21 protein-coding genes are annotated in these 23,867 nt (G+C 62.2%); 12 read left to right on the forward strand and 9 right to left on the reverse strand.

The window, feature by feature from the left end; translation table 11 throughout:
* Positions 1–75: 75 nt before the first annotated feature.
* Entirely contained in the window at positions 76–1,419 is a 1,344-nt protein-coding gene (gene nhaA / locus PSH76_RS10490; protein ID WP_305494046.1) for a Na+/H+ antiporter NhaA, read from the reverse strand.
* A gap of 283 nt (positions 1,420–1,702) precedes the next feature.
* Here nhaA and PSH76_RS10495 point away from each other — a divergent pair, with 283 nt between their 5' ends.
* On the forward strand, positions 1,703–2,494 hold the full coding sequence (locus PSH76_RS10495) for a DUF2242 domain-containing protein (protein WP_056787966.1): 792 nt from the start codon (positions 1,703–1,705) through the stop codon (positions 2,492–2,494).
* Positions 2,495–3,353: 859 nt separating this feature from the next.
* Here the strand turns inward: PSH76_RS10495 and PSH76_RS10500 are convergent.
* Entirely contained in the window at positions 3,354–4,388 is a 1,035-nt protein-coding gene (locus PSH76_RS10500; RefSeq protein WP_019819480.1) for an AraC family transcriptional regulator, read from the reverse strand.
* Positions 4,389–4,392: 4 nt separating this feature from the next.
* Positions 4,393–5,523 carry a carbon-nitrogen hydrolase family protein gene (locus PSH76_RS10505; RefSeq protein WP_278918342.1) on the reverse strand — a complete coding sequence of 377 codons (1,131 nt, stop codon included), beginning with the start codon at positions 5,521–5,523 and terminating at the stop codon, positions 4,393–4,395.
* A 211-nt stretch (positions 5,524–5,734) separates the two neighbouring features.
* Between PSH76_RS10505 and PSH76_RS10510 the strand changes: the two genes are divergently transcribed.
* Positions 5,735–7,774 carry an NADPH-dependent 2,4-dienoyl-CoA reductase gene (locus PSH76_RS10510; protein ID WP_305494047.1) on the forward strand — a complete coding sequence of 680 codons (2,040 nt, stop codon included), beginning with the start codon at positions 5,735–5,737 and terminating at the stop codon, positions 7,772–7,774.
* Between the two features lie 56 nt (positions 7,775–7,830).
* Positions 7,831–8,718: a 1-aminocyclopropane-1-carboxylate deaminase/D-cysteine desulfhydrase gene (locus PSH76_RS10515; RefSeq protein ID WP_098950945.1), complete on the forward strand. Its 888-nt coding sequence runs from the start codon at positions 7,831–7,833 to the stop codon at positions 8,716–8,718.
* Between the two features lie 107 nt (positions 8,719–8,825).
* Here PSH76_RS10515 and PSH76_RS10520 read toward each other — a convergent pair whose 3' ends face one another.
* From PSH76_RS10520 to PSH76_RS10530, 3 genes are all read right to left on the reverse strand, one after another.
* The gene (locus PSH76_RS10520) at positions 8,826–9,386 is read right to left on the reverse strand and encodes a cytochrome b (protein ID WP_032896532.1); all 561 of its coding nucleotides are present in this window, start codon (positions 9,384–9,386) and stop codon (positions 8,826–8,828) included.
* 114 nt (positions 9,387–9,500) lie between these two features.
* Positions 9,501–10,328: a phosphonoacetaldehyde hydrolase gene (gene phnX / locus PSH76_RS10525; RefSeq protein WP_032896534.1), complete on the reverse strand. Its 828-nt coding sequence runs from the start codon at positions 10,326–10,328 to the stop codon at positions 9,501–9,503.
* A gap of 101 nt (positions 10,329–10,429) precedes the next feature.
* Positions 10,430–11,554 carry a 2-aminoethylphosphonate--pyruvate transaminase gene (locus PSH76_RS10530; RefSeq protein ID WP_305494048.1) on the reverse strand — a complete coding sequence of 375 codons (1,125 nt, stop codon included), beginning with the start codon at positions 11,552–11,554 and terminating at the stop codon, positions 10,430–10,432.
* A gap of 112 nt (positions 11,555–11,666) precedes the next feature.
* On the opposite strand from PSH76_RS10530, the gene PSH76_RS10535 reads away from it, so the two are divergent.
* The gene (locus tag PSH76_RS10535) at positions 11,667–12,521 is read left to right on the forward strand and encodes a LysR substrate-binding domain-containing protein (protein WP_192002755.1); all 855 of its coding nucleotides are present in this window, start codon (positions 11,667–11,669) and stop codon (positions 12,519–12,521) included.
* Here PSH76_RS10535 and PSH76_RS10540 read toward each other — a convergent pair.
* Positions 12,497–13,387 carry a LysR substrate-binding domain-containing protein gene (locus tag PSH76_RS10540; protein ID WP_032896540.1) on the reverse strand — a complete coding sequence of 297 codons (891 nt, stop codon included), beginning with the start codon at positions 13,385–13,387 and terminating at the stop codon, positions 12,497–12,499. The two genes, PSH76_RS10535 and PSH76_RS10540, sit on opposite strands and share 25 nt — an antisense overlap.
* Before the next feature lie 258 nt (positions 13,388–13,645).
* On the opposite strand from PSH76_RS10540, the gene PSH76_RS10545 reads away from it, so the two are divergent.
* Together PSH76_RS10545 and PSH76_RS10550 are read left to right on the forward strand one after the other, a co-directional pair.
* Complete coding sequence (locus tag PSH76_RS10545; protein ID WP_032896542.1) at positions 13,646–14,971, forward strand: MFS transporter; 1,326 nt, start codon at positions 13,646–13,648, stop codon at positions 14,969–14,971.
* Between the two features lie 109 nt (positions 14,972–15,080).
* Positions 15,081–15,785, forward strand: a complete 705-nt coding sequence (locus tag PSH76_RS10550; protein WP_003192227.1) for a YebC/PmpR family DNA-binding transcriptional regulator — start codon at positions 15,081–15,083, stop codon at positions 15,783–15,785.
* Between the two features lie 133 nt (positions 15,786–15,918).
* Here the strand turns inward: PSH76_RS10550 and PSH76_RS10555 are convergent, their stop codons facing one another.
* Both PSH76_RS10555 and zapE read right to left on the reverse strand, forming a co-directional pair.
* Positions 15,919–17,208, reverse strand: a complete 1,290-nt coding sequence (locus tag PSH76_RS10555; protein WP_305494049.1) for a protein kinase — start codon at positions 17,206–17,208, stop codon at positions 15,919–15,921.
* A gap of 37 nt (positions 17,209–17,245) precedes the next feature.
* Positions 17,246–18,340, reverse strand: coding sequence for a cell division protein ZapE (gene zapE, locus PSH76_RS10560; protein ID WP_305494050.1), 1,095 nt, complete (start codon positions 18,338–18,340; stop codon positions 17,246–17,248).
* 190 nt (positions 18,341–18,530) lie between these two features.
* Here zapE and PSH76_RS10565 point away from each other — a divergent pair, with 190 nt between their 5' ends.
* The 6 genes from PSH76_RS10565 to PSH76_RS10590 all read left to right on the forward strand — a co-directional run bounded on the left by PSH76_RS10565 (position 18,531) and on the right by PSH76_RS10590 (position 23,849).
* Entirely contained in the window at positions 18,531–19,022 is a 492-nt protein-coding gene (locus PSH76_RS10565) for a spore coat U domain-containing protein (protein ID WP_305494451.1), read from the forward strand.
* A complete protein-coding gene (locus PSH76_RS10570; protein WP_305494051.1) occupies positions 19,016–19,561 on the forward strand; it encodes a spore coat protein U domain-containing protein in 546 nt (181 codons plus the stop codon). The genes PSH76_RS10565 and PSH76_RS10570 overlap by 7 nt, the downstream gene beginning before the upstream one ends.
* An 18-nt stretch (positions 19,562–19,579) precedes the next feature.
* A complete protein-coding gene (locus tag PSH76_RS10575; RefSeq protein WP_003192220.1) occupies positions 19,580–20,122 on the forward strand; it encodes a spore coat protein U domain-containing protein in 543 nt (180 codons plus the stop codon).
* Between the two features lie 2 nt (positions 20,123–20,124).
* On the forward strand, positions 20,125–20,613 hold the full coding sequence (locus PSH76_RS10580; RefSeq protein WP_032896551.1) for a spore coat U domain-containing protein: 489 nt from the start codon (positions 20,125–20,127) through the stop codon (positions 20,611–20,613).
* Positions 20,614–20,639: 26 nt separating this feature from the next.
* Positions 20,640–21,428, forward strand: coding sequence for a molecular chaperone (locus tag PSH76_RS10585; RefSeq protein WP_032896553.1), 789 nt, complete (start codon positions 20,640–20,642; stop codon positions 21,426–21,428).
* A gap of 72 nt (positions 21,429–21,500) precedes the next feature.
* Complete coding sequence (locus tag PSH76_RS10590) at positions 21,501–23,849, forward strand: fimbria/pilus outer membrane usher protein (RefSeq protein WP_305494452.1); 2,349 nt, start codon at positions 21,501–21,503, stop codon at positions 23,847–23,849.
* Positions 23,850–23,867 lie beyond the last annotated feature (18 nt).

Raw genomic sequence — 23,867 nt, forward strand, 5'->3', positions numbered from 1 at the left:
CCTGAATAAAAAGACCCCGACCTGAAAAGGCCGGGGTCTTTTTTTGCCTTTGATAAAGTGAGTGCTGAATGCGCTTTAGGCGTTCTTGGCTGCAAACTTGAGCTTGCCCCACGTCAACCCGATCACCGCCGCCAGGGTTGAAGCCGCCAACACGCTCAGCTTGGCAGCCGACAGCAGGGCCGGGTCGGAGAATGCCAGGGACGAGATAAAGATCGACATGGTAAAACCGATCCCCGCCAACAGGCCGACCAGGCCAACGCCCGTCCAGGTCACACCGTCCGGCAGCTTGCAGATGTTGAGCTTGACCAGCGCCAGGCTCGCCAGCATCACGCCCAGAGGCTTGCCGAGCACCAGGGCGAAGATGACGCCCATGAACACACCGTGGGCCAGCGGGTCATCCAGATTGAAGCCGTCCAGGCTTACACCGGCGTTGGCCAAGGCAAACAGCGGCATCACGCCGAAGGCTACCCAGGGGTGCAGCGCTGATTGAACCCGCTGCACCGGCGGCAGTATCTCCCGCTGGGCTTCGCGCAATTGCTTGAGGGGCGCGGCGACTTGCTGGGCCCCTTCGGCTTGCTGCGAGAACCGGTCCATCAGCTCGTTGAAGGTACGTTCGATGGTTTCCAGCGGGCGTTCCCGGGTGGGCTTGGAATTGACCGGGGTCATCAAGCCAAGGATTACCCCGGCGAGCGTTGGGTGCACGCCGGTCTTGAGCAGGCCAAACCACACAATAGCGCCCGGCAGCAGGTAGATCGCCGCCTTGCTGATACCCATGCGTTGGAACACCAGCACCAGGGCCAGCCCGCCTGCGGCAATCACCAAGCCCATATAGTCGAGGCTGGCGGTGAAGAAGATCGCGATGATCAGGATCGCCACGATGTCGTCGATGATCGCCAAGGCCAGCAGCAGGATACGCACGCCACTGGGGATCGACTTGCCCAGCAGCGCGAGCACGCCCACGGCAAAGGCGATGTCGGTCGCGGTGGGCACCGCCCAGCCACTTGCGGCGGCAGTGCCGTGGTTGAGCAGGGTGTAGATGAGTGCCGGCATCAGTACGCCGCCCAACGCCGCGCCTAACGGCAGCGTGGCCAGTTTCAGGTTGGCGAGGGCGCCGTCTTTGATTTCCTGGCGGATCTCGGCACCGACCACCAGGAAGAAGATGGTCATCAGCCCGTCATTGACCAGAAAATGCAGGGAGCGCGACACGCTGTAGTCGCCCAGCCCGAGGGTGATGGGCGTGTTCCAGAAATGCTCGTAGGTCGCGGCGGCGGGGCTGTTGGCCCACACCAGCGCAACGATGGCGGCCAGCAACAGCACGATACCGCTGACGGCTTCAATATGTGAAAAGCGCTCAAGGGCGGACAGCGCGCCCTCAGTCAAACGCTGGGGGCGAGGGATGGCGGGGTGTTTATCAGGCACGACAAATCTCCATTGGCGGCCCGACCAATGCTTGGCTTTTAACCTGCGCCGTACTTTATGCAGCAACGCACCCAGGGACGATGATAGAAAGGTGAGGAATAAGTTGTAAACAAACTTGTCATAGAACCGCGCACATTACGGATCTTTATCGATCCTATGTGCCCCAGGCTTTTTCCTACTGACGCTGCTGTCTAAGCCTGAGATGTTTTACCGACAGGAATCGCGCTTCAATGTCGTGTTCTGTTGCACAATACCGTCCGGACCGTTTTCTTCAGGATTTTCAATGTCGACATCATTTCACTTGCGCACTCTCGGGTTGGCGCTGGTGCTGGCGGGCGCTGCGGGCTGCTCGTCACCCAAGACCGCTATCTATGAACATGAGAATTTCGACGACTCCGGTACGTTTTCCCGCGATTACCCGGTCAGCGATGTGGCGGCCTGTGAAGCTGCGCGCCGTGCGCTGCTGAGTCAGGGCTACATCATTACCAGTAGCGACCCGAAGTTGGTGGCCGGCAACAAGAGCTTCCAGCAGACCGGCGAGACTCACCTGCAGATCAGTTTCAATGTGGTGTGCGCCGCTGATGGCAAGGGCAGCAATCACTCGACGATGTTTGCCAACGCCTTGCAGGACCGCTATGCGCTGAAGAAGGTCAACAACTCCGCGAGCCTCGGCGTGGGCGTGCTGGGCTCGGTGTCGATGCCGATTGGCTCCACCGACGACTCGATGGTGAAAGTGGCCAGCGAGACCGTCTCGGCACCCAAGTTCTACGAGCGATACTTCGCGTTGGTGGACGTGTTCCTGCCACAGGAAGTAAAGCAGGCCGAGCATATTCCCGAGCAGCCCAAGGCCGACCTGGGCGTGCCCGAGCCCAAGGCCGCGCCGGCAGCCGAGAAAGTCGAGGCACCGAAGGAGGTGCCTGTAGCGCCCGCCGCTGCAGAGCCGCTTGCGCCGCCACCTGAGGCTGCACCGATTGCACCGGTGACAGAGCCCGCTCCAGTGGCGCCGGCGCCGACTGATCCTGCCTTGCCGGCGCCGACAGAAGCGATTCCACCGCTGCCGATGCCTGCGCAATAACGCAATGCTCGAATGTGTAGGGTGTCAGGTAGAGAAGCGTCGGCTGACAGGCCGCCTTCGCAGCATAGGTATCTACACAACTTCGGTACGAGGCTGACCCTGTGGCGAGGGAGCTTGCTCCCGTGACGGCCTGACAACCGATGCAAATCTACCCTGACACCCCGCGATCAACCTGTGGGAGCGGGCTTGCTCGCGAAGGCAGCCTGACAGTCAACACAGTTGGATTGTGGACATATCCATTCCTGCGGTAACGGCTACTTAGGGTTCCGCCCTGACGGCGGCTCACTTTTGAAAAGCGCAAAAGTAAGCAAAACGCTCTTGCCCCACCACTCGGCACCTCGCTTAGGCTCGGTGTGCCCGTAATCCGCCAGTGATTTGGGGGGTCGCCGCCACGCGCCATCCATGGCGCGGGGCGGCTAAACCGGCATCCCTGCCGGTTTACCCCCCAAATCCCTGTCGAATTCCGGCCAGCGTGGTTTAACGGGGCGCCTAAGATCAAAAGCAGATCAAGAGCGGCTCGCTTCGCATCGTGGTTACCGTCTGCTGCTACAGCCCAAAAGTTGTGTAGATACCTATGGCCATCGCAGGCAAGCCCACATGTTGTCCGAGGCTGCGGTTAACTTAAATCCAGTGATCGCCGTTACGTTTAATCCTGAAGAGCAGGAATGTCACGACGTCGACATTTTTTCGTCATGACGGCACTTTAGGCTGGGTTCGCAGGTCATTAATCTGCAACCGCTTTCAACATGAAGAAGGAGTCCACCATGGACGATTACCAGGAAGAACTGCTGGAGTACCAGGCATTCGAGCTAGACCCACTGGACCCAGCCGACGATGCCACCGAGCTGTAACACCGACTTCAGGCGGAGTGGCGCTGACTGCGGCGAAATTCCCCTGGGGTCTGGTTGTTCCAGCGCCTGAAGGCCCTTTGGAAGGCTTGGGCTGAAGCAAAACCGAGCAAGTAAGCGATCTCGCCGAACGCCAGTTCCGTATCGCGAATGTAGGTCATGGCCAGGTCGCGACGGGTGTCATTGAGAATCGCGCGAAACTGCGTGCCTTCCTCGGCCAGTTTGCGCCGCAATGTCCAGGTTGGCAGCTTCAAGCGTGCCGCCACTTCTTCCAGGTCGGGTTCCCGGCCGCCATTGAGCATCGGCCCGAGCAAGCGGGTAATGCGCTCGCGCAGGCTGCGGGTGCGAGTCAGTTGCTCTAACTCCCTTTCACACAGCTGTAGCAACAGGTGCCAGGTGCTTGGGCAATGCTGTGGGTTGCGAAGCGCCAGGGTGGGTTGGCTGAGGCGCAGTTGATTGACCTCGGCGCCGAAGTGCACCACACCCTCTCCCAGCACCCTGTAGTGGTCGTGGTAGTCCGGCGCGTCGAATTCGATTTCAATCCGCTGGGCCTGTACCGGCTGTTGCGCCAGGCCGGACAGTTGTTGCAGCCAGCCGGCGATGATCGAGTCCACTACAAAGCGGTTATAGGCGTTATAAGGGCTGATGGAATAAAACCGCAGCCACGCGCCTTCGGCGTCTTCATGAAAGCTTGATTGCCCGCGATAGTTGGAACCGTACAGCGCTTCAAAGCGTGTGAGCGTCCGTGCGGCTTCGCGCACAGTGGGCGCTTGGGCGGCGGTGACGCCGGCAAGGCCGGCTTGGCTCAAGCGGCTGAGCTGGCCCATGCGCAAGCCGAGGCCGGGGTTGCCGGTCAGTTGGATGGCCGCGTGGCCCAGGCGCATATAGCGCGGGATCGACAAGCGTGCGCCGGCTTCAGCCAAGCGCGCCGGGTCTAGGCCGTATTGCAGCAGCAGGGGTTGCGGGTCCAGGCCGTGGCTGTGGATGGCGTCGGCCAGGGTGTGCACGAAGCCCACCGACAGGTCCCCCAGGCGCACCGGCTTCAAGGCGCTACAGCCAGATATTCAGCAGGCGCGCACCACGGGCGTCGCCATCGGCGAAGACTTGCCCATTGCGGCTGAGAAAGCTCTGGCCGGCGCTGCCCAGGTCCCAGAACTGCCCGCGCAGAAAGACACTCATGCCTGCGGTAGCTTGGCTGACGGGTGGCTGGCTGATCAGGGTCAGGCGACGCCAGGCTGCGCCCTCGCTGGTTTCTTCAGGCTTGAGGCTCACTTCAGAGGGCGTGGATACGCTCTTGAAGCCACGCCACGGACGCTCCCAGGTGTCGCGGCCGGTGACAAAGGCCGGCACCGCGATCAATTGCGCGCCTAGCTCGTTGAGCTTGCGGTAGTTGTCCGGGTACCAGCTGTCGCTGCCCACCAGGATACCCAGGCGCCCGGCGGGGGTGTCGACAACGTTGACGACATGCTCATCGCCCGGCTCGATAAAGCCCCGCTCATCGTAGATCGGGTAAAGCTGGCGCTGCGGTTGGCCCAGCGGCAGGCCGTCTGCAGCAAACACCACGCTGGCGTTGTACAGCGCGCCGTGGCCGATCTCCAGTTGCCCCTGGATCACGCTCGGGTTGGGCAGGGCGATGGAACCGGCCACCAGGGTCACGCCAAATTCTTTGGCGAGGCCGCCAAACAACACTTGATAGTCGCGGGCCATGGCCGGGGCTTTCATGCGCAGGTAGGCATCATCCATACGGTTGTCGCCGGTGGCGCTGATCCAGGCTTTGGCAAATTGCAGCGGGTTGCTGATCGACAGCCAGTTCATGGCGTCCTTGAGGTGAGCGGCCTGGTACAGCTCATTCTTTTCGCCGCCGAGCATCAGCCAGGTGCCGATATGCTCCGGCAGCACCACCACGGTCTTGGCATTGATCAGCCCCAGGTCCCGAGCGTTTTGCAGGTAGGCCGACAGCTTCAGGTGCAGGCGTTCCAGGCTCTGGTAATCGGCAGGGAACAGCTCCGGCTGGATGCCCAGCAGGTTGCCCCGGTCGGCCGGTTCGCCCTCATTGACGGCGAGAGTGATGCGCAGGTCGGACAGGTAATGCGCCACGGGGCGCTCCTGGGTCCAGACCAGATACGCGGCGAGGGAGGCAACCAGGGCCATGATGACGGTGAACGCTAGAAGTTTACGCATGGGGCAACAGACAACAGACCAGGTGCAGGGTTCGCGACTAGGGTAGGGCCCATGGCGCGGCTTGCCAAGGGGCGCTGTGCATTTGGATCAATAACTTGTCAGTTTCAGTCATTGAGCCGTGGTCCACCGCCTCTTAGTCTGTGGGACATAAACCGATGGCACGCCGTTCGAGTGCGCCACGTCCCGTGATGATCCGTTGTGGAGCTGTACCATGACCGCTGCTGCCTACCCGCACCTGCTGGCCCCGTTGGACCTGGGTTTTACCACCTTGCGCAACCGTACCCTGATGGGCTCGATGCACACAGGCCTTGAAGAAAAGCCCGGCGGTTTCGAGCGCATGGCCGCTTACTTTGCCGAGCGCGCCCGTGGCGGCGTGGGCCTGATGGTCACCGGCGGTATTGGCCCCAATGATGAAGGCGGCGTGTATGCCGGTGCGGCCAAGCTGACCACCGAAGACGAGGCGCGCAAGCACAAGATCGTCACCCAGGCCGTGCACGACGCGGGTGGCAAGATCTGCATGCAGATCCTCCACGCCGGGCGTTACGCCTACAGCCCCAAGCAGGTGGCGCCGAGCGCGATCCAGGCACCGATCAACCCGTTCAAGCCCAAGGAATTGGATGAAGAGGGCATCGAAAAGCAGATCCAGGATTTTGTCACCTGCTCGCTGCTGGCCCAGGTCGCCGAGTATGACGGCGTCGAAATCATGGGTTCCGAAGGCTACTTCATTAACCAGTTCCTCGCTGCCCACACCAACCATCGCACCGACCGTTGGGGCGGCAGCTTTGAAAATCGCATGCGCCTGGCGGTGGAAATCGTGCGCCGTGTACGCGAAGCCGTAGGCCCGAACTTCATTATCATCTTCCGCCTGTCGATGCTCGACCTGGTGGAAGGCGGCAGCGTCTGGGAAGAAATCGTGCAGTTGGCCAAGGCCATCGAACAGGCCGGCGCGACGATCATCAACACCGGTATCGGCTGGCACGAAGCACGTATCCCGACCATCGCCACCAAAGTGCCCCGTGGTGCGTTCAGTAAAGTCACGGCCAAATTGCGCGGTTCGGTACAGATTCCGCTGATCACCACCAACCGCATCAACACCCCGGAAATCGCCGAGCAGATCCTGGCTGAAGGCGACGCCGATATGGTCTCGATGGCGCGGCCGTTTCTCGCCGACCCCGAGTTCGTCAACAAGGCCGCCGCCGGGCGTGCCGATGAGATCAATACCTGCATCGGCTGCAACCAGGCCTGCCTGGACCACACCTTTGGCGGCAAGCTCACCACCTGCCTGGTCAACCCGCGAGCGTGCTACGAAACCGAACTCAATTACCTGCCGGTCAAGCAGATCAAAAAGGTCGCGGTGGTCGGCGCCGGCCCCGCGGGTCTGGCCGCTGCCACCGTGGCCGCCGAGCGCGGGCATCAGGTGACGTTGTTCGACTCCGCCAGCGAGATCGGCGGCCAGTTCAATATTGCCAAGCGCGTGCCGGGCAAGGAAGAGTTCTTCGAGACCCTGCGTTATTTCAAGCGCAAATTGCAGACCACCCACGTCGAGCTGTGCCTCAACACCCGTGTGGACGTTGCGCAATTGGTAGCGGGCGGTTATGACGAGGTGATCCTGGCCACCGGCATCGCACCGCGTACCCCGGCGATTCCCGGTGTCGACAACGCCAAGGTCCTGAGTTACCTGGACGTGATCCTCGAACGCAAGCCGGTGGGCAAGCGCGTGGCGGTGATTGGCGCCGGAGGCATCGGCTTTGACGTGTCTGAATTCCTCGTGCACCAAGGCGTCTCCACCAGCCTGGATCGCGAGGCGTTCTGGAAAGAGTGGGGCATCGACACTCAGCTGCAAGCCCGTGGTGGCGTGGCCGGGATCAAACCCGAGCGCCATGCGCCGGCCCGTGAAGTGTTCCTGCTGCAACGCAAGGCTTCCAAGGTGGGCGATGGCCTGGGCAAGACCACGGGCTGGATCCACCGCACCGGCTTGAAGAACAAGCAGGTGCAGATGCTCAACAGTGTCGAGTACCTGAAGATCGACGATGAAGGCTTGCATATCCGCATCGGCGCCGAGGGCGAGCCGCAGGTCCTGGCGGTGGACAATATCGTCATCTGCGCCGGCCAGGACCCGCTGCGCGCATTGCACGACGGCCTGGTGGCTGCCGGCCAGAACGTGCACCTGATCGGCGGCGCCGATGTGGCGGCCGAACTGGACGCCAAGCGCGCCATTAACCAGGGCTCGCGCCTGGCGGCAGAGCTGTAAGGCAACAAGCGGGGCGGTGTTAGACTACCGCCCCTTTTTCATTTCGATACCTGCCGATGGGCCCTTTCGACTGGCTTCCTCACGCGCCCCTTGAACTCTTGCAGCTGGACTGGCTGAACGGGGTCGAGTTGGCCGTGCTGCGCCTGGACTGTATCGACCCGCTGATCAGCGGCAACAAGTGGTTCAAACTCACTGAGCACCTGGCCCAGGCGCGACACGCTGGGGCCACGGGGGTGATCAGTCTCGGCGGCGCTTACTCCAACCATCTGCATGCACTGGCGGCGGCGGGCAAGCGCTTTGGTTTTCCCACGGTCGGCCTGCTGCGCGGCCATCCTCAAGACACCCCCACGGTTCTCGACCTTAAAGCCTTCGGCATGCAGCTGCATTGGCTGGGTTATGGCGGTTATCGGGCGCGGCATGAACCGGGTTTCTGGTTGCCTTGGCGCGAGCAGTATCCCGACTTTCATCCGATACCCGAAGGCGGCGGTGGGCTGGCCGGGGCGCGGGGTTGTGGCGTGTTGGTCGAGCAGGCGCGGGCACAGTTGGGCAAGCTCGGTTGGAGCGATTACGACGCCTGGTGGTTGGCGGCGGGTACCGGCACGACGGTGGCCGGGCTGGCGCTGGCGGAGGCGGGCGCGCACACGGTGTATGGCGCCATGGCGGTGCCGGATGACCACGGTGTGGCGCAGAACGTGAGTGCTATCGTGCGGGACGGTTATACCGTGCTGGACGCCTGTCGCGGTGGCTTTGCCAAGGTCGATCCGCTGTTGCTGGACTTCATTGAGCGCACCGAACAAGCGTGCGGCCTACCGCTGGAACCGCTCTACACCGGCAAGGCGCTGTTGGCGTTGAAACAGCAGATCGAGGCCGGACGCTTCACCCCCGGCACGCGCCTGATCTTCATCCACACCGGCGGCCTGCAAGGCCGCCGAGGCTTCCTGTAGGAGCGAGCTTGCTCGCGAAGAACCTGAACGATAACGCGTGCATTCTGGATGATCGCGTTGCCTGGGAGTTCTTCGCGAGCAAGCTCGCTCCTACAGGGTAGCGGTTATCAGATGATGCGTTTTTGCCTACCTGGCATCATGCGCAGCGCGGTGTTATCGCGCATCACGTAATGATGAAAGATCCCCGCCAGCGCGTGCAGCCCGATCAGCCAGTAACCGACCTGGGCGAACAGCACATGCCAGCCTTCAATTTCCTCGGCCAGCGCCTTGTTTTCCGCGATCAGCGGCGGCAATTCCATTCCATAGAACATCACCGAATGCCCTTTGGCACTGACGATCAACCAACCGGCAATCGGCAAGCCGATCATCAACGCATACAGCGCCCAGTGCATCAGCTTCGCCAGCAGGCTCTGCCATTGCGGCGGTGCCGGCACGATCTTCGGCGCCACCCCCAGGCTGCGGGCAAACAGGCGCAGCCATACCAGCACAAACACGGTCAGGCCGAGCATAAAGTGCATTTCAACAATCAAGGTGCGCGCACCGCTGCCTTTAGGGAATTGGCCGCGCAGTTCAATGCAGGCGTAAACCACCGCCAGCAGCACCACCATCAACCAGTGCAACGCAATCGACATGGTGCTGTAGCGCGTATCGGAATTTTTCCACGGCATCGCTGTGTTCCTCACTCATCAGGGCATACCTCCATTCTTTAGTGATGGAGTGCATTAACTTTATGCCTGTTTCGAGCGCTGCGCTTGTTGCCAATGCCGTTGTCTTGACCTCGGTCAGTAGGCCTGCGGCATTTCCCCGCGGGCCAAGCGCTGGTTGATGTCGCTGATGACCCGTGGCAGGTCGGTAATGGTGTCGATCAGATAATGCGGGCGCGACCCTTCGAACATCGCTTCGATGCGCTGGCGCTCGCTGGCCAGGGTGCTGCTGTCCAGGGCGCGGAACTGTTCGTAGGTCAGGCCCAGCGCGTTGCCCGAGCAGGTCAGGGCCACGGTCCACATGCCGGCACGTCGGCCTTCGAGAATGCCCGGCACGGTGTCGTCGACCTTCACGCAGGCCGCCACATCATCGATGCCCAAAGCGATCACGTTGGCCAGCGCCTGGGCCGGCCATGGTCGGCCGTTGGGTACTTCGTCAGTGGCCACGACATGGTCGGCGACGTAGCCATTGGTGGCGGCCAGGGCCACGACCTTGTCCATTACTTGCTTGGGGTAGCCGGAGCAGGAGCCGATCTTGATGCCTTGGCCGCGCAGGGCGGCGAGGGTGTCGAGGGCGCCGGGGATCAGGGCCGAGTGTTCGGCGATTTTCTCGATCTGTAGCGGCATGAAGCGCTGGTAGATGGCGGTCACGTCGTCGTCGGTGGGCGTGCGGCCGAACGCCTGGCGGTAGCGTTCGGCAACCTGTGGCTGGTCGCAGAGGGTGCGGATATGGTCCCACTTGCCCATACCCATCGGGCCACGGGCCTCCTCGATAGACACCTGCACGTCGAACTCGGCAAAGGCCTCGACAAAAATCTGCGTAGGGGCGAAGGAGCCGAAATCGACCACGGTGCCGGCCCAGTCGAGGATAACGGCCTGGAGAGTATTGGGGTTTTGATAGTTCATGGTTCAGATCCTGTGGGGTAATAACATTCATCTATGTAGGAGCGAGCTTGCTCGCGAAAAACATCCAGGCACCGCGTTAACTCAGGACGCCCGCGTTATCGTTAACACTCTTCGCGAGCAAGCTCGCTCCTACACATTTCGTGCAGCACCTCGGCGATGGCCTTGACCGCTGCGCGCATGCCATCGGCGTCGACATGGCCGATGCAGCCCACGCGAAAGGTTTCCACCTGGGTCAATTTGCCCGGGTACAGAATGAAACCCTTGGCCTTGACCCGTTCGTAGAACGCTTTGAACTGGTAGCGCGGGTCGTCGGGGGCGTGGAAGGTGGCGATGATCGGCGCCTGGATCGCCGCCGGGAGAAAGCTGCGCAGGCCCAGTTCGGCCATGCCGTCCAGCAATGCCTGGCAGTTGTTCGCATAGCGCCGGTGACGGGCGGGCAAGCCGCCTTCCTCGGCGTATTGCAACAGTGCTTCATGCAGGGCGGCGACCACGTGGGTGGGCGGAGTGAAGCGCCACTGGCCGGTCTTGACCATGTAGCTGTGCTGGTCGAACAGGTCCATCGCCAGGGAATGGCAGTTGCCTTGGGCGGCGGCCAGCGCGGCTTTTTCGGCAAAGACAAAGCCCATCCCCGGTACGCCTTCCAGGCATTTGCCAGAGGCGGCGATCAGCGCATCGAAGGGGACTTCGCGGGCATCAATCGGCAGTGCACCGAAGGAACTCATGGCGTCGATGATCAGGCGCTTGCCGTGGCGTTTGACCACCTCGGCAATCTGCGCCAACGGGTTGAGAATGCCGGTGCTGGTTTCGCAATGAATCAGCGCGACGTGGGTGATGGCGCTGTCGGCGTGTAACAGGCGATCCACATCGGCGGCAGTGGTGGGCTCGTCTTCGGCGGTTTCAAAGGTGCTGAATTCGCGGCCAAGCACCTCGCAGATTTTCGCCAGGCGCTTGCCGTAGGCGCCGTTGATCAACACCAGCACCTTGCCATTACGGGGGACCAAGGTGCCGATCGCCGCTTCGACGGCGAAGGTGCCGCTGCCTTGCAATGGCACGCAGTGGTGGCTTTCGGCGCCGTTGAGGATTGCCAGCAACTGCGTGCACACACTGGCGGTGAGCTGGTTGAAGCGGTCGTCCCATGAGCCCCAGTCCACCATCATCGCCTGGCGGGTACGGTTCGATGTGGTCAGGGGGCCGGGGGTCAACAGGATCGGCGCGGCAGGGGTCATGTCAAATCCTCGCAAGGTGTCGGGGGTCAAGCTACGGCGCCTAAATTGCAGTTTGGCTTGTTATCAATCAAATTGTTTGTTGTTATGCGAGCTATCAGTGAGGCCGATAGCTATGAACCTGTTTCAACTGCGTGCATTCGATGCCGTGGCCCGTGAGGGCAGTTTTACCCGTGCGGCGGCTCGGCTGTTTATCAGCCAGCCGGCGGTGACCGGGCATATCAAGGCGCTTGAGGAGCACTACCAGATCCCGCTGTTGCGTCGCACCGCACGCCGGGTGGAGCTGACCGAGGAGGGCGCGCGCCTGGCGGCTATCACCCGGGCGATCTTCGGTTTGGTCGACGAGGCGCAAACCATGTTGGAGGCCAACCGCCAGTTGCTCACCGGGCGCCTGGAAGTGGCGGCGGATGGGCCCCACTTGGTCATGCCGATGATCGCCAGCCTGCGCGCGCGCTACCCCGGCATTACCGTGAACCTGCGTTTGGGCAATGCCCAGGAAACCCTGGCGGCGCTGCTGTCCGAACATGCCGATGTGGCGGTGCTCACCGAGGTGGAACCGCGCAATGGCCTGCACTTGCAACCCTTGGATCAGTCACGGATTTGCGCTTTGGTGCCGGCCGCGCACCCATGGGCCAAGCAGCCCGACGGTATTGAGCTGGCGCAGTTGCATGAGGTGATCATGGTGCTGCGCGAGCCCAGTTCCATCACCCGACGCACCTTTGATGACGCCTGCCTGGCGGCGAATGTGCAACCCAAAGTGCTGTTGGAACTCGACAGTCGTGAAGCCGTGACCGAAGCGGTGGCGGCAGAGTTGGGCGTGGGCGTGGTGTCGTCGATGGAGGTCAGCCCGGACCCGCGTGTACAGGCAGTACCGATCCTCGGCGATGGCCTGCTGAACCGGCATATGCTCGGCTGCATGGAGCGCCGCCGCTCGTTGCGCTTGATTCAGGCGTTTTTCGAGTTGGCGTGAAGGCTTTCACGTACGATCTCCAGGAAGGTCGCGACCACGCGGCGTGAACTCTGTTCTTTCAGGCACACCAGGGTTTCTTTCATGCGTTGGGTGCAATCGCGGATGGGCATGGCGTACACCCGCGCGTCGGCGCCGAACTCTGCCGCCGACACCACGCCGACGCCAATCCCGACCACCACAGCTTCGCGGGCGGCCTCGCGGCCTTCGACCTGGATGGCCGGGCGAATGCGCAGGCCGGCCTGGCGCATTTCCTGCTCCAGGGTCTGGCGGGTGACCGAGCCGGTTTCCCGCAGTACCAGCGGGGTGTCATCCAGGTCGGCCAGGCAGATTGATTCGCGCCCGGCCCAGGCATGATCCCGTGCGACAAAAGCCAACAGTTGGTCGTCGGGCAGCGGCACTGACAACAGGCGCGCATCATCGACATCGCGCCCCAACAGCGCCAGGTCGGCCTGATAGTTGTAAAGACGCGACAGCGACTCGTCGGTATTGCCGGTTTCGATTTTCACGCTGATCCCAGGGTAGCGTTGGCAGAAGCGCGCAATCTGCGGCAATACGTGCACGGGCGCATCCACCGCCAGGGTGAGAGTTCCGGTGAGCAGGGCCCGCGAATCCTGCAGCAATTCTTCGGCTTCGGCCTCGATCACAAACAGGCGTTGGGTAATGGCCAGCAGGCGTTCACCCAGATCGGTCAGGCGCACCGAACGCTTGTTGCGGTGAAACAGCAATACGCCGAAGCGCTCTTCCAGTTTGCGCACCTGGTCGGAAATCGCAGGTTGGGTCAGGAACAGGCGTTCGGCGGCCCCGGTAAAACTGCCGTGAATGGCCACCGCATGGAAGGCTTTGAGCTGGGCATGGGAAACCGACATAGCACATCCTCTGAAAAGCTGAACTTATATTTGAAATACGATAAATCGATTTTACCTATGAGTCAGCCATTGCTTTGATGCTCCTCAGTCGCCGTAGGTTGAGTCCTACAACCACGGCGATCATGGGCGCAGGCACACCGCACCCATCTGACCAATGCCGCGCTATTCAAGGCCCGGTATTGCAGTGCTCAACCATAAAAACAACAGGCGTTTTCTTTCGATTCTGCCGGCACACTCACACCTGAGGTCAGAACCACCATGAATATCCCTATGGGTAGCATCAAGCGTTGGCGCGTGCAGATTTTCGCGATTACCTGGCTGGCGTACGCCGCTTTCTATTTCACCCGCAAAGCCTTTTCGGTGGCAAAGCTGGGGATTGGCGACGACCCGAGTTTTACCCTCGACAAAATGACGATGGCCAACCTGGATGGCCTCTACCTCGCCGCGTATGCCGTGGGCCAGTTCACCTGGGGCATGCTTGCCGACCGCTTCGGGCCACGGGTGGTGGTGCTCGGTGGCTTGCTGATTTCTGCGGCTGCGGCGCTGGTGATGGGCACCTTTGCCACATTGCCGATCTTTGTCACCTGCATGTTGATACAGGGCTTGGCCCAGTCCACTGGCTGGTCGGGGTTGTGCAAGAACCTCGGCAGTTTCTTCCCGGCCCAGCAGCGGGGACGGGTGCTGGGGCTGTGGAGTTCGTGTTATGCGTTTGGCGGGTTGGTCGCGTCACCGTTTGCCGGTTGGTGGGCTTATACGCTGATCGGCAGCTGGCATGCGGCATTTATTTCCAGTGCCGCAGTGGTGGCAGTGGTGGCCGTGCTGTTCTTTATGTTCCAGCGCAATACTCCACAGGATGTGGGTTTGCCGGCAGTCGAACCCGAGCCGGTGTTGAGTGCCGAGCAGTTGGCCGCCGAGCAGCGCGTCAGCGTACTCGAACCCCTGCGCGCGATCCTGCGCAATCGCACGGTATTGACCCTGGGACTGGCGTACTTCCTGCTCAAGCCGGCGCGCTATGCGATTCTGTTGTGGGGCCCGGTGATCGTCTACGAGCAGATGCCGTCGGTGGGCAAGGTCGGGGCCGCCATCGTGCCCACCGCGTTTGAGCTGGCCGGTTTACTGGGGCCGGTGTTGATCGGCCTGGCCTCCGACAAGTTGTTCGGTGCTCGGCGCATGCCCGCCTGCGTGCTGAGCCTGTTGGCGCTGACGGTTGCCCTGGCGTTGTTCATGGGCGCGCTGCACACCGGCAGTGTGGTGCTGGTGATGACGTTGCTGTTTGTCATGGGCCTGACGCTGTATGGGCCGGACTCGATGATCAGTAGCACGGCGGCCATCGACTTTGGCACCGCCAAGGCCGGCGCTACCGCAGCGGGCTTTGTCAACGGCTGCGGTTCGGTGGGCGCGATCCTGGGTGGTTTGCTGCCAGGCTATTTCGATACCGTCACGGTATTTATCGTGTTTGCCGGCGCGGCGCTGTTTTCTTCGCTGGTGCTGATGCCCTACTGGAATGCCAGGCCCGCCGTACTGGCCCAGGCCGGGGATTTTGTGCCGGACCGCAATGCAGTGATTAAACCCTTGCGCACCTGAGGGTCTTGGCCGGTTTTTTGGTGGAACGAAGCGTTCTCGCGCTATAAACTCTGCCCCCAAAGCGCCGGCCAGTAGACGTTTGGGCGCGATGGAAATAAGAGAGTGAGTCATGGGCGCACAGTGGAAAGTCAAACATAAAGAAGCGGCAGCCAATGCCAAGGGCAAGATTTTCGGCAAGCTGGTGAAAGAAATCACCATTGCCGCCCGCAACGGCGCCGATACCGCGACCAACGCGCACCTGCGCCTGGTGGTGGAGCAGGCCAAAAAGGCCTCGATGCCCAAGGAAACCCTGGACCGCGCGATCAAGAAGGGCGCCGGTCTGCTCGGTGAAACCGTGCAATACCACCGCGTGACCTACGAAGGTTTCGCGCCGCACCAGGTGCCTCTGATCGTTGAGTGCGTGACCGACAACATCAACCGCACCGTGGCGGAGATCCGCGTGGCGTTCCGCAAGGGCCAACTGGGCGCTTCCGGTTCGGTGGCTTGGGATTTCAACCATGTGGGCCTGATCGAAGCATCGCCGGACACCCCGGACGCCGATCCGGAAATGGCCGCCATTGAAGCAGGCGCCCAGGACTTTGAAGAGGGTGAAGAAGGCGCCACCTTGTTCATCACCGAAACCACCGACCTGGATGCCGTGCAGAAGGCCTTGCCGGAGCAGGGCTTCACCGTGTTGTCGGCCAAGCTGGGTTATATCTCCAAGAACCCGGTCAGTGGTTTGACCGATGAGCAGATGGCTGAAGTCGAGGCGTTCCTGGAAGGCCTGGACAACCATGATGATGTGCAGGATATGTTTGTCGGCCTGGCGGGCTGATTTCTATCTGAGTACAAGCGGTCAAATTGCCTTGTAGGAGCGAGCTTGCTCGCGAAAAACTCACCGGCGCTGCGTTTATTCAGGACGCACGCGTTATCGTTGACGTTTTTCGTGAGCAAGCTCGCTCCTACAATTAGATAGCCTGCAGCAAGGCTTCGATCTCTTCGAAGCCCGGCCGCGCCAGCACATCCGGCTGGCAGCAGCGTTGTTGCAGTGCCTGCAAGCTTTCGTCACGGGCCTCAACCCGCTCCAACAATTCCCCCAGCAACACCCCGAACGCGCGCACTTCAATACGCTGCAGCGCACGGGTTTGCAGCGTGTCCGCCGTGGCATGGAAGGACGCCGCGCCAAAGTCTCCCAGCAAGCAATCACCCTCTGCGTTCCACAAAATATTGTGGCCATACAGGTCACCATGGGTAATGCCTTGGCGATGCAGGTGCGCCGCCACCGAAGCGATGCCCCGTGCCATGCGCAGTGCCACGTCCAGGCTGAAACGGGTGGCCGGTGCGTAGATATCCCGCGTGCAGGACGCCAGGCTCGGCAGGGCCGCGAGGTTGCGGTAACTCGGGTCGATCAGGTCCATCACCAGCGCGGCCTGGTTGTCGGGGTGGCCGATGACGCGTCCTTCAACCTTGATCAGGTTGGGATGCAGCCCGGCGGCGATGCAGGCTTGCATTTCATGCAGCGGTGAACCGTCGCTGGTGATGGTGCCCTTGTACAGCTTGACCGCAACCGGCAACGCCCGGGGTTTCCAAAGCGCCTTGCGAATGATCCCCGAAGCGCCTTCGCCCAGGACTTCACCCATTTCCAGTTCCTGCCAGGCAATGTTCGGCGTCGCCTCATCACTGCTTACCTGCACAGCCATTTCCACCGGGTTGCCGGCGTAGGCCAGCCAGGTCAGGCTTGGCAGGGTCAGCAGCCACTGTGGCAGGTGGGTGAGCCGGTTGGAGGCGATGCGGATCAACTCCAGGTTTTGGCACTGGGCCAGGCTTGGCGGCAGGTCGATCAACTGGTTGCCGGCCAACATCAACTTTTGCAGCAACGGGCGTTGGCCAAGTTCATCGGGCAACTGGCTGATGCAGTTATCGGTGAGGATCAGCCAGCGCAACAGCGGGGGCAGGGCGGCGGCGGGCACTTGGCTGATCTGGTTGGCCTTGAAGCCGATCATGCTCAGTTGGGCACACTGGCCCAGGCATTGCGGCAGTTCGGTAAAGGCGTTGTCCGAACAGAACAGTACGCGCAGGTGCGTCAGGCGGTGCAGGTCGTCGGGCAGGCTGCTCAGGGCGTTGCCGGTGAGGTTGAGGATTTCCAGCGAGTCGGCCAGATCGAAAATTTCCTGGGGGAACTGGGTCAGCCCGCAGGCCAGGTCCAGGCGCGTAGCGCCGGCCAATTGGCCAGCCTTGAGTTGGGCGAGGGTATTCATGCAGGGCGCGGTGCTCGGAAGAGGGCGTAAAAGGCGCTCATGATAGCGGCTCGGGCGCGGTTTGCGGGCACAGCGTGTGCAATTGGCGCAGGCGACTGGCGGTGCGGGCGAGGTCGATGGCCTGGCCTTCCAGGCATGTATCCAGGGGCTGGTGGCCGATCAGCGTCAGTTGCTTGTCCTGGTCGTAGAGCACGTCCACCAGGTTGATAAAGCGCTGTTGCACGGCGATGGGGCATTCGGCCAGCTGCGGCAGGCCGTCGATGATCCAGTGGTCGAAGTCCTGGCACAACAACAGGTAGTCCATGACCGCCGTGAGTTGTTCGCACAGGTCGTTGAAGGTGAACGCGATGGTTCGTGCCTGATGGCTTCGGCACTTTAACTGCCGAGTGCCGACCTTCAGGGTTTGCGCCGGGCAATCTGTAGCAGGCAGGCCCAGGCTTTCACGCTGGCCAGCCGTACCTGGCCAGACGTACTGGCCGCCCGTGAAGCGCTGTTGCGCGTGGGCCTGGGCCAGGCTGCGAAAGTCCTGGGGCGCACTGACTTCCAGCACGTCCATGCGCGCGGCGATCAGTTCTATCACCGGTTTGAAGCGCTCGTGGTACAGCGGGTTGGGCAGCAATCCTTCCGGCGGGTAGTTGGAAGTCACCAGCACCAGCACGCCGCGCTGGAACAGGGCCTTGAACAAACGGCTGATGAGCATCGCATCGCCGATATCGTGCACATGGAATTCGTCGAAACACAGCACTCGGCAGCCGACCAGCAGCTCGTCCAGCGTGACGCCCAGGGCATCGTCATGCCCGCGGTGCAGGAACATGCCCTGGTGCAGCCTGGCGAAGAAGGTGTGGAAATGCACGCGCTGCTTCTCGGCGAGGGGCAGCGCCTGGAAAAATCCGTCCAACAGCCAGCTTTTGCCGCGCCCCACCGGGCCGTGCAGGTACAGGCTGCGCGTGGCCTGGCCGTTGAGCAGGTGCTGGGCCTCGCGATTCAGGGCGCTAATCGCCCGGATTTGCCCATCACTGAGGGTATAGCCCTGTTGTTCGGCTTTTTTCTGAAAATACGTCGGAATAAGTGAGGCGTCCGAGGCGTCGGTTTTTTTACCCAGCAGGCGCTGGAGCAGGGCAAGCACGGCCAAGAATAAACACTCTGTATTACGGTGGTCGCTCACTGTAAGACGCTCGAAACCATTTGACCAATAGCGAAGGACCCCGAGCCTTGCAAACTGGCACTTTCGGGTTAACTGGCTAACCTCATACACAGTTGTTACCCCTGTATAAGGAATTGGGGCTGTGAAGGGACCGGCGGTATTGGCAGTCATGGGCACGATGCTCTGCAACACGGCTTTTGCTGCGCAACTCCAAGTAGAGGTGCGTATCGACGTGCAGCGGGGTTGCCAGTTGGTGGGCACCACCCGCAGTGCGGGCATCGAGCAACTTGGCGTATTGGATTTCGGCAGCGGCCCGCGTCTGGATGACCCGGCCGGCCCCCTGAGTGCGGCCCTGATCAGCCAGCGCCAGCCGCGCCTGGAATGTAACCCCGACACGCCTTATCAGGTGCGCGTTGACGGTGGCCTGCATGGCGGCGTCGGCGAAGTGCGTTATCTCGCCAATCCGGCACCCTCCAGCCGGCCCATTCCCTATCGAATCTATGCCGACGCCGCGCGGCTGATCCCCTTGCCGGTGGACGTGCCCGTCAGTGGCCGCGTGCCAGACACCGGCTCTGTAGACCTGCCGCTGTATGGGCGCATCGAACCGCTCAAGGACATCCCCGCCGTCGGCCGTTATTCCGACCTGCTCAAGGTCACGGTCTCATGGTAAGCCGCTACCTGGCCGTGACGGCCCTGGGCGGCCTGCTGTTGCTGGCGGATGACGCGCAGGCGGCGGTGGTCAACGGCCAGGTCTACGCACGGTTGGTGATCACCGCCAGTTGCGAAGTGAGCAAGGGCGTGGAAACCGCGCCGGTCACCCCCGAAGGCGGCACCGCGTTGTTGGACTTTGGCAGCCAAGGGCCGACCTGGAACGAGACCTTGGACGCGGCGATTTCCGATGGCGACAAGGCGCCGCTGTCGGTGTCCTGCAACCCCTCGGTGGTTAGCAGTTTCACGGTGACCATCGACGGCGGCGCCAACGGCGACGGCACCACACGGCGCCTGAGCAATGGCCGCCAGACCATTCCCTATCGACTCTCGGCCGACCCCCAGGGGCGCAGTGCCTACAGCATCGGCCAGCAACGCAATTTCGTCGTGACCCAGGGCACCCAGGTACCGATCCCGGTATTCGGCTCCGTGGTGGCGAATACCAGGGCCCTACCGGCCGGCATCTACACAGACACCCTGACGGTGACTCTGGATTGGTAAACCATGAGGATGGATATCATGCATGTACTTGTATCGCGAATCGGCCTCTGTGCCCTGGGCCTGGGGCTGGCGTCCAGCCTGAACGCGGCGACCACGGTGACCGGGCAGATCAGTTCCAGCCTGACCTTGATCGCCAGTTGCCAGGTCAACGGCTCCGGCGCGGCCACCGGGCTGAATTTTGGTAGCTTGAATTTCGGCACCACCAACAGCCTGTTTACCAATGCCGACGCCCAGTTGCTCGGCGGCACCGGTACCGGCGGCGCGTTGTCGATCCTGTGTTCGGCTGGCACCGCGCCAACGATCAAGGTGCGTGCCGGCGCCCACGATGGTGCTTCCCCCGGTGGCACCCGAGCGTTGGCCGATGGCGTGGGTAACTTCGTGCCCTACGATTTTTACACCGACAGTGGGCGTTCAGCGCTGTTGGCGATTGACGGCGTGGTGACACTTGCCACCAGTACCGGCGTGGCACAGACCGTCAACCTTTACGGCCGGGCGGTGGGCAAAGCGGGGCTGCCAGCGGGCACCTACACCGACACGGTGGCCGTGGAACTGACGTTCTAACGATGTGGCCCAGGGTGTTGCTCGCCGTCGGCCTGGCGATGCCGTTGCCGCTGTCGGCGGTGGTCAACCAGAGCTTCCAGGTGAGCGCGACCATCACGCCAGGTTGCCTGATCGTGGGCGGCGGCTCCAACTACGGCACGTTGGCCTACGGCAGCTATTCGGCCCTGGCCACCAGCACGGTGACGGCTGCCCTCACTGGCGGTGTAACCCTGCAATGCACGCCGGGCGTGGCCTTGAGCATGAGCGTCGATGGCGGCCTGCACAGCAGCACCGGGCGCAACTTGCAGCTCAACAGTGGCAGCGCGCGAGTGGCATACCAGTTGTTTCGCGATGCGGCGTTCAGCCAGAGCCTGGGTATCAGCCAGAGCGTGAGTGTGACCTACAGCGATGCGAGCAACATCAGCCTACCCATTTACGGGCGGGTGGTTTTACCGGGCAATCAGCCTGGGGGGACGTACAGCGACACGCTGCAGGTGCAGCTGACGTGGTAGGGCTAACGGTTTTAAGGAGGGGTGTTATGGGGTGTGCTTTGCGACGGTTATGGACCGCGGGTTTCGCCTTGGGGGCGTTGTGTACGGCGGGGTTTGGACAGGCGGCCAGTTCGGTGCTGATCTGGCCCATCGACCCGGTGCTGGAGGCCGACCAACAGGCCAGCGCACTGTGGCTGGAGAACCGTGGCACCGAAACCGCCAACCTGCAGATCCGCGTGTTTGCCTGGAGTCAGAATGGCTTTGACGAGCAGTACCAGAACCAGCGCGATGTGATCGGCAGCCCGCCGGTGGCCAAGATCGAGCCGGGCCAGAAACAACTGGTGCGCCTGACCCGCACCCGGGAAGTACCGCCGGGGCAGGAGCTGGCCTATCGCATCATCATTGACGAAATCCCCTCGGCGCTGCAGGTGCCCACGCCGCCGGAGGGCAAGAACACGGCGGCGGCGATTCGCTTCCAGATGCGCTATTCGGTGCCGTTGTTTGCCTACGGTGCCGGCTTGTGGAGCAAGGACGACGCTACCCGCCAGCGCGACCCCAAGGGCGCGGGCAAGCCGCAGTTGAGCTGGCAGAAGGTCAACGTGGCAGGGCGCAACTACATCGAGGTGCGCAACCAGGGCGCGGTGCATGCGCGGCTCACCGATGCGTCATTCAAACAGGGCGGGCAGACGCGGCCGTTGGTGGACGGTTTGCTCGGCTATGTGCTGCCGGGCGCGAGCATGCGTTGGCCGGTGCCGGACGCCGTATCGGCCGACCAGCCGTTGCAGGTACGCGTCAACGGCGCGCCGCAACTGGAGAGCCTGGCGCCCAAGCGATAGCCGTTATGTAGCGCAACGGGCACGCGCCCGGGTTTTAACAGGATGGAGATGTCCATTGAAGGACACAACGCCATGGTGAGTCGTGGTTGGGCTCGGGTTTTATGGCCGTCGGTGGCAGTAGCAAGCGGGCTGTGGGGCGCAGCGATGGCAGGCGACTTGCCGCCGCCGCCCGGCAGCATGGAGGCAGTTGCCGATGCACAGCTGTTTCTGGAACTGGTGGTCAACCAGATGGACACCGGCCGCGTCATTGCGGTCGAGCAGCGCGCCGGCCAGCTGTTTGTGCCGGCCAGTGCGTTGCAGGACGTGGGCATGAAACTGCCGGGTGAACCCGTCGGCAGCGTAGCTCTGGACCAAGTGCCGGGCCTGCACAGCGACTACGACAGCAACGGCCAGCGCCTGTTGCTGGATGTGCCGCCCTCGTGGTTGCAGGAACAGTTCATCGGCAACCGCAATACCTATCCGCGTACCCAGGCCATGAGCAGCTTTGGCGCCTTGCTCAACTATGACGTGTATTTCAATGACACCGACGACGGCGGCAGTTACCTCGCGGCCTGGAACGAAGTGCGGCTGTTCGACACCTGGGGCACCTTGTCCACCACCGGGCAACTGCGCCAGACACTCTCCGATGGAGTCAGCGGCGGCACCCTCAACAATGGTTATCGGCGTTACGACACCACCTGGCGTTTTTCCGACGATGATCGCCTGCTCACCTACGAGGCCGGCGACGTGATCAGCGGCGCGCTGCCCTGGAGTAGCTCGGTGCGCCTGGGCGGGGTGCAACTGTCGCGCGATTTTGCCGTGCGCCCCGACCTGGTCACGTACCCCTTGCCGCAGTTTGCCGGTGAGGCGGCGGTGCCGTCGTCGGTGGACCTGTTTATCAACGGCTACAAATCCGACACCGCGCAACTGCAACCCGGCCCCTACACCCTGACCAATATCCCGTTTATCAACGGCGCCGGCGAGGCCGTGGTGGTCACCACCGATGCCCTGGGTCGCCAGGTGTCGACCACGGTACCGTTCTACGTCACCAGCACCTTGCTGCAACAAGGCTTGACGGATTTTTCGCTGGCAGCCGGTACCTTGCGCCGTGACTACACCCTGCGGGATTTCGGCTACGGCCCAGGCGTGGCCAGTGGCACGTTCCGCTATGGATATTCCGATAACCTCACCCTGGAGAGCCACGCCGAAGCCTCCAGCGACCTGACCCTCGGCGGGCTCGGCGGTAACCTGCGCCTGGGCAACTTCGGCGTGCTCAATACCGCCCTCAGCCAGAGCCAGTTCGACAGCCGCACGGGCCAGCAACTGAGCCTCGGTTATCAGTACAACAGCACGCGCTACAGCTTTATGTACCAACGGGTGGAGCGCCGCGACGACTATGCCGACCTGACCCTGGTCGACACCCCTTACGCCAGCCTCAGCAAGCGCAGCGAGCAGGTGACCCTGAGCCTCAACCTTCAACGTTTCGGCAGCCTGGGCCTGGGCTATTTCGACGTGCAGGCCGCGGACGACTCGCGCACGCGCCTGCTCAACCTGAGCTGGAGCAAACCGCTGTGGCGCAACACCAGCTTTTATCTGTCAGCCAACCGCGAAATCGGCGACAGCAACTGGGCCATGCAGGCGCAACTGGTCATCCCGTTCGACCTCAACGGCAGCCTGGCCTTGAGCGCCGAGCGCAGCAAGGACGGCGCCAGTCGCCAGCGCATCAACTACAGCCGCGCGGTGCCCAGCGAAGGCGGGGTGGGCTACAACCTCGGCTATGCCCAGGGCGATGCCCCCAGCTATCGGCAGGCCGACCTGACCTGGCGCTTGCAGTCGGTGCAGTTGCAGGCTGGTGTGTACGGCAGCAGCGAGGCCATGACGCGTTGGGCGGACGCCAGCGGCTCGCTGGTATGGATGGGCGGCGAAACCTTTGCCGCAAACCGCATCAATGACGCGTTTGTGGTAGTGAGCACCCAGGGTTTCGCCGGGATTCCGGTGCGTTACGAAAACCAACTGGTGGGCCAGACTGACCGCAACGGCCATTTGCTGGTGCCGTGGAGCAGTGCCTACTACCGCGGTAAATATGAGATCGACCCGTTGAACCTGCCGGCGAATGTGCAGAGCCCCAATGTGGAACAGCGCGTGTCGGTACGCCGAGGCAGTGGTTACCTGCTGGAATTCCCGTTGCGCCGTGTGCTCGCCGCAAGCATCACCCTGGTGGACCGACAGCACCAGGAATTGCCGCTGGGCAGCCTGGTAGTGCACGAGCAAAGCAACACTCAGGCGGTGGTCGGCTGGGATGGCCTGGTGTATCTGGAAAACCTCAGCGCCCATAACACCTTGCAGGTCACTTTGGGAGAGGGCCGCACTTGCCAGGTAACCTTCGATATTGATGAGCAGCAACAGGACGTGCCCTTGATCGGGCCATTAGTGTGCCAATGAGGGATTGAACAGGGAGTG

This window comes from Pseudomonas sp. FP215 (assembly GCF_030687795.1).
Classification (GTDB): Bacteria; Pseudomonadota; Gammaproteobacteria; order Pseudomonadales; family Pseudomonadaceae; genus Aquipseudomonas; species Aquipseudomonas salmasensis.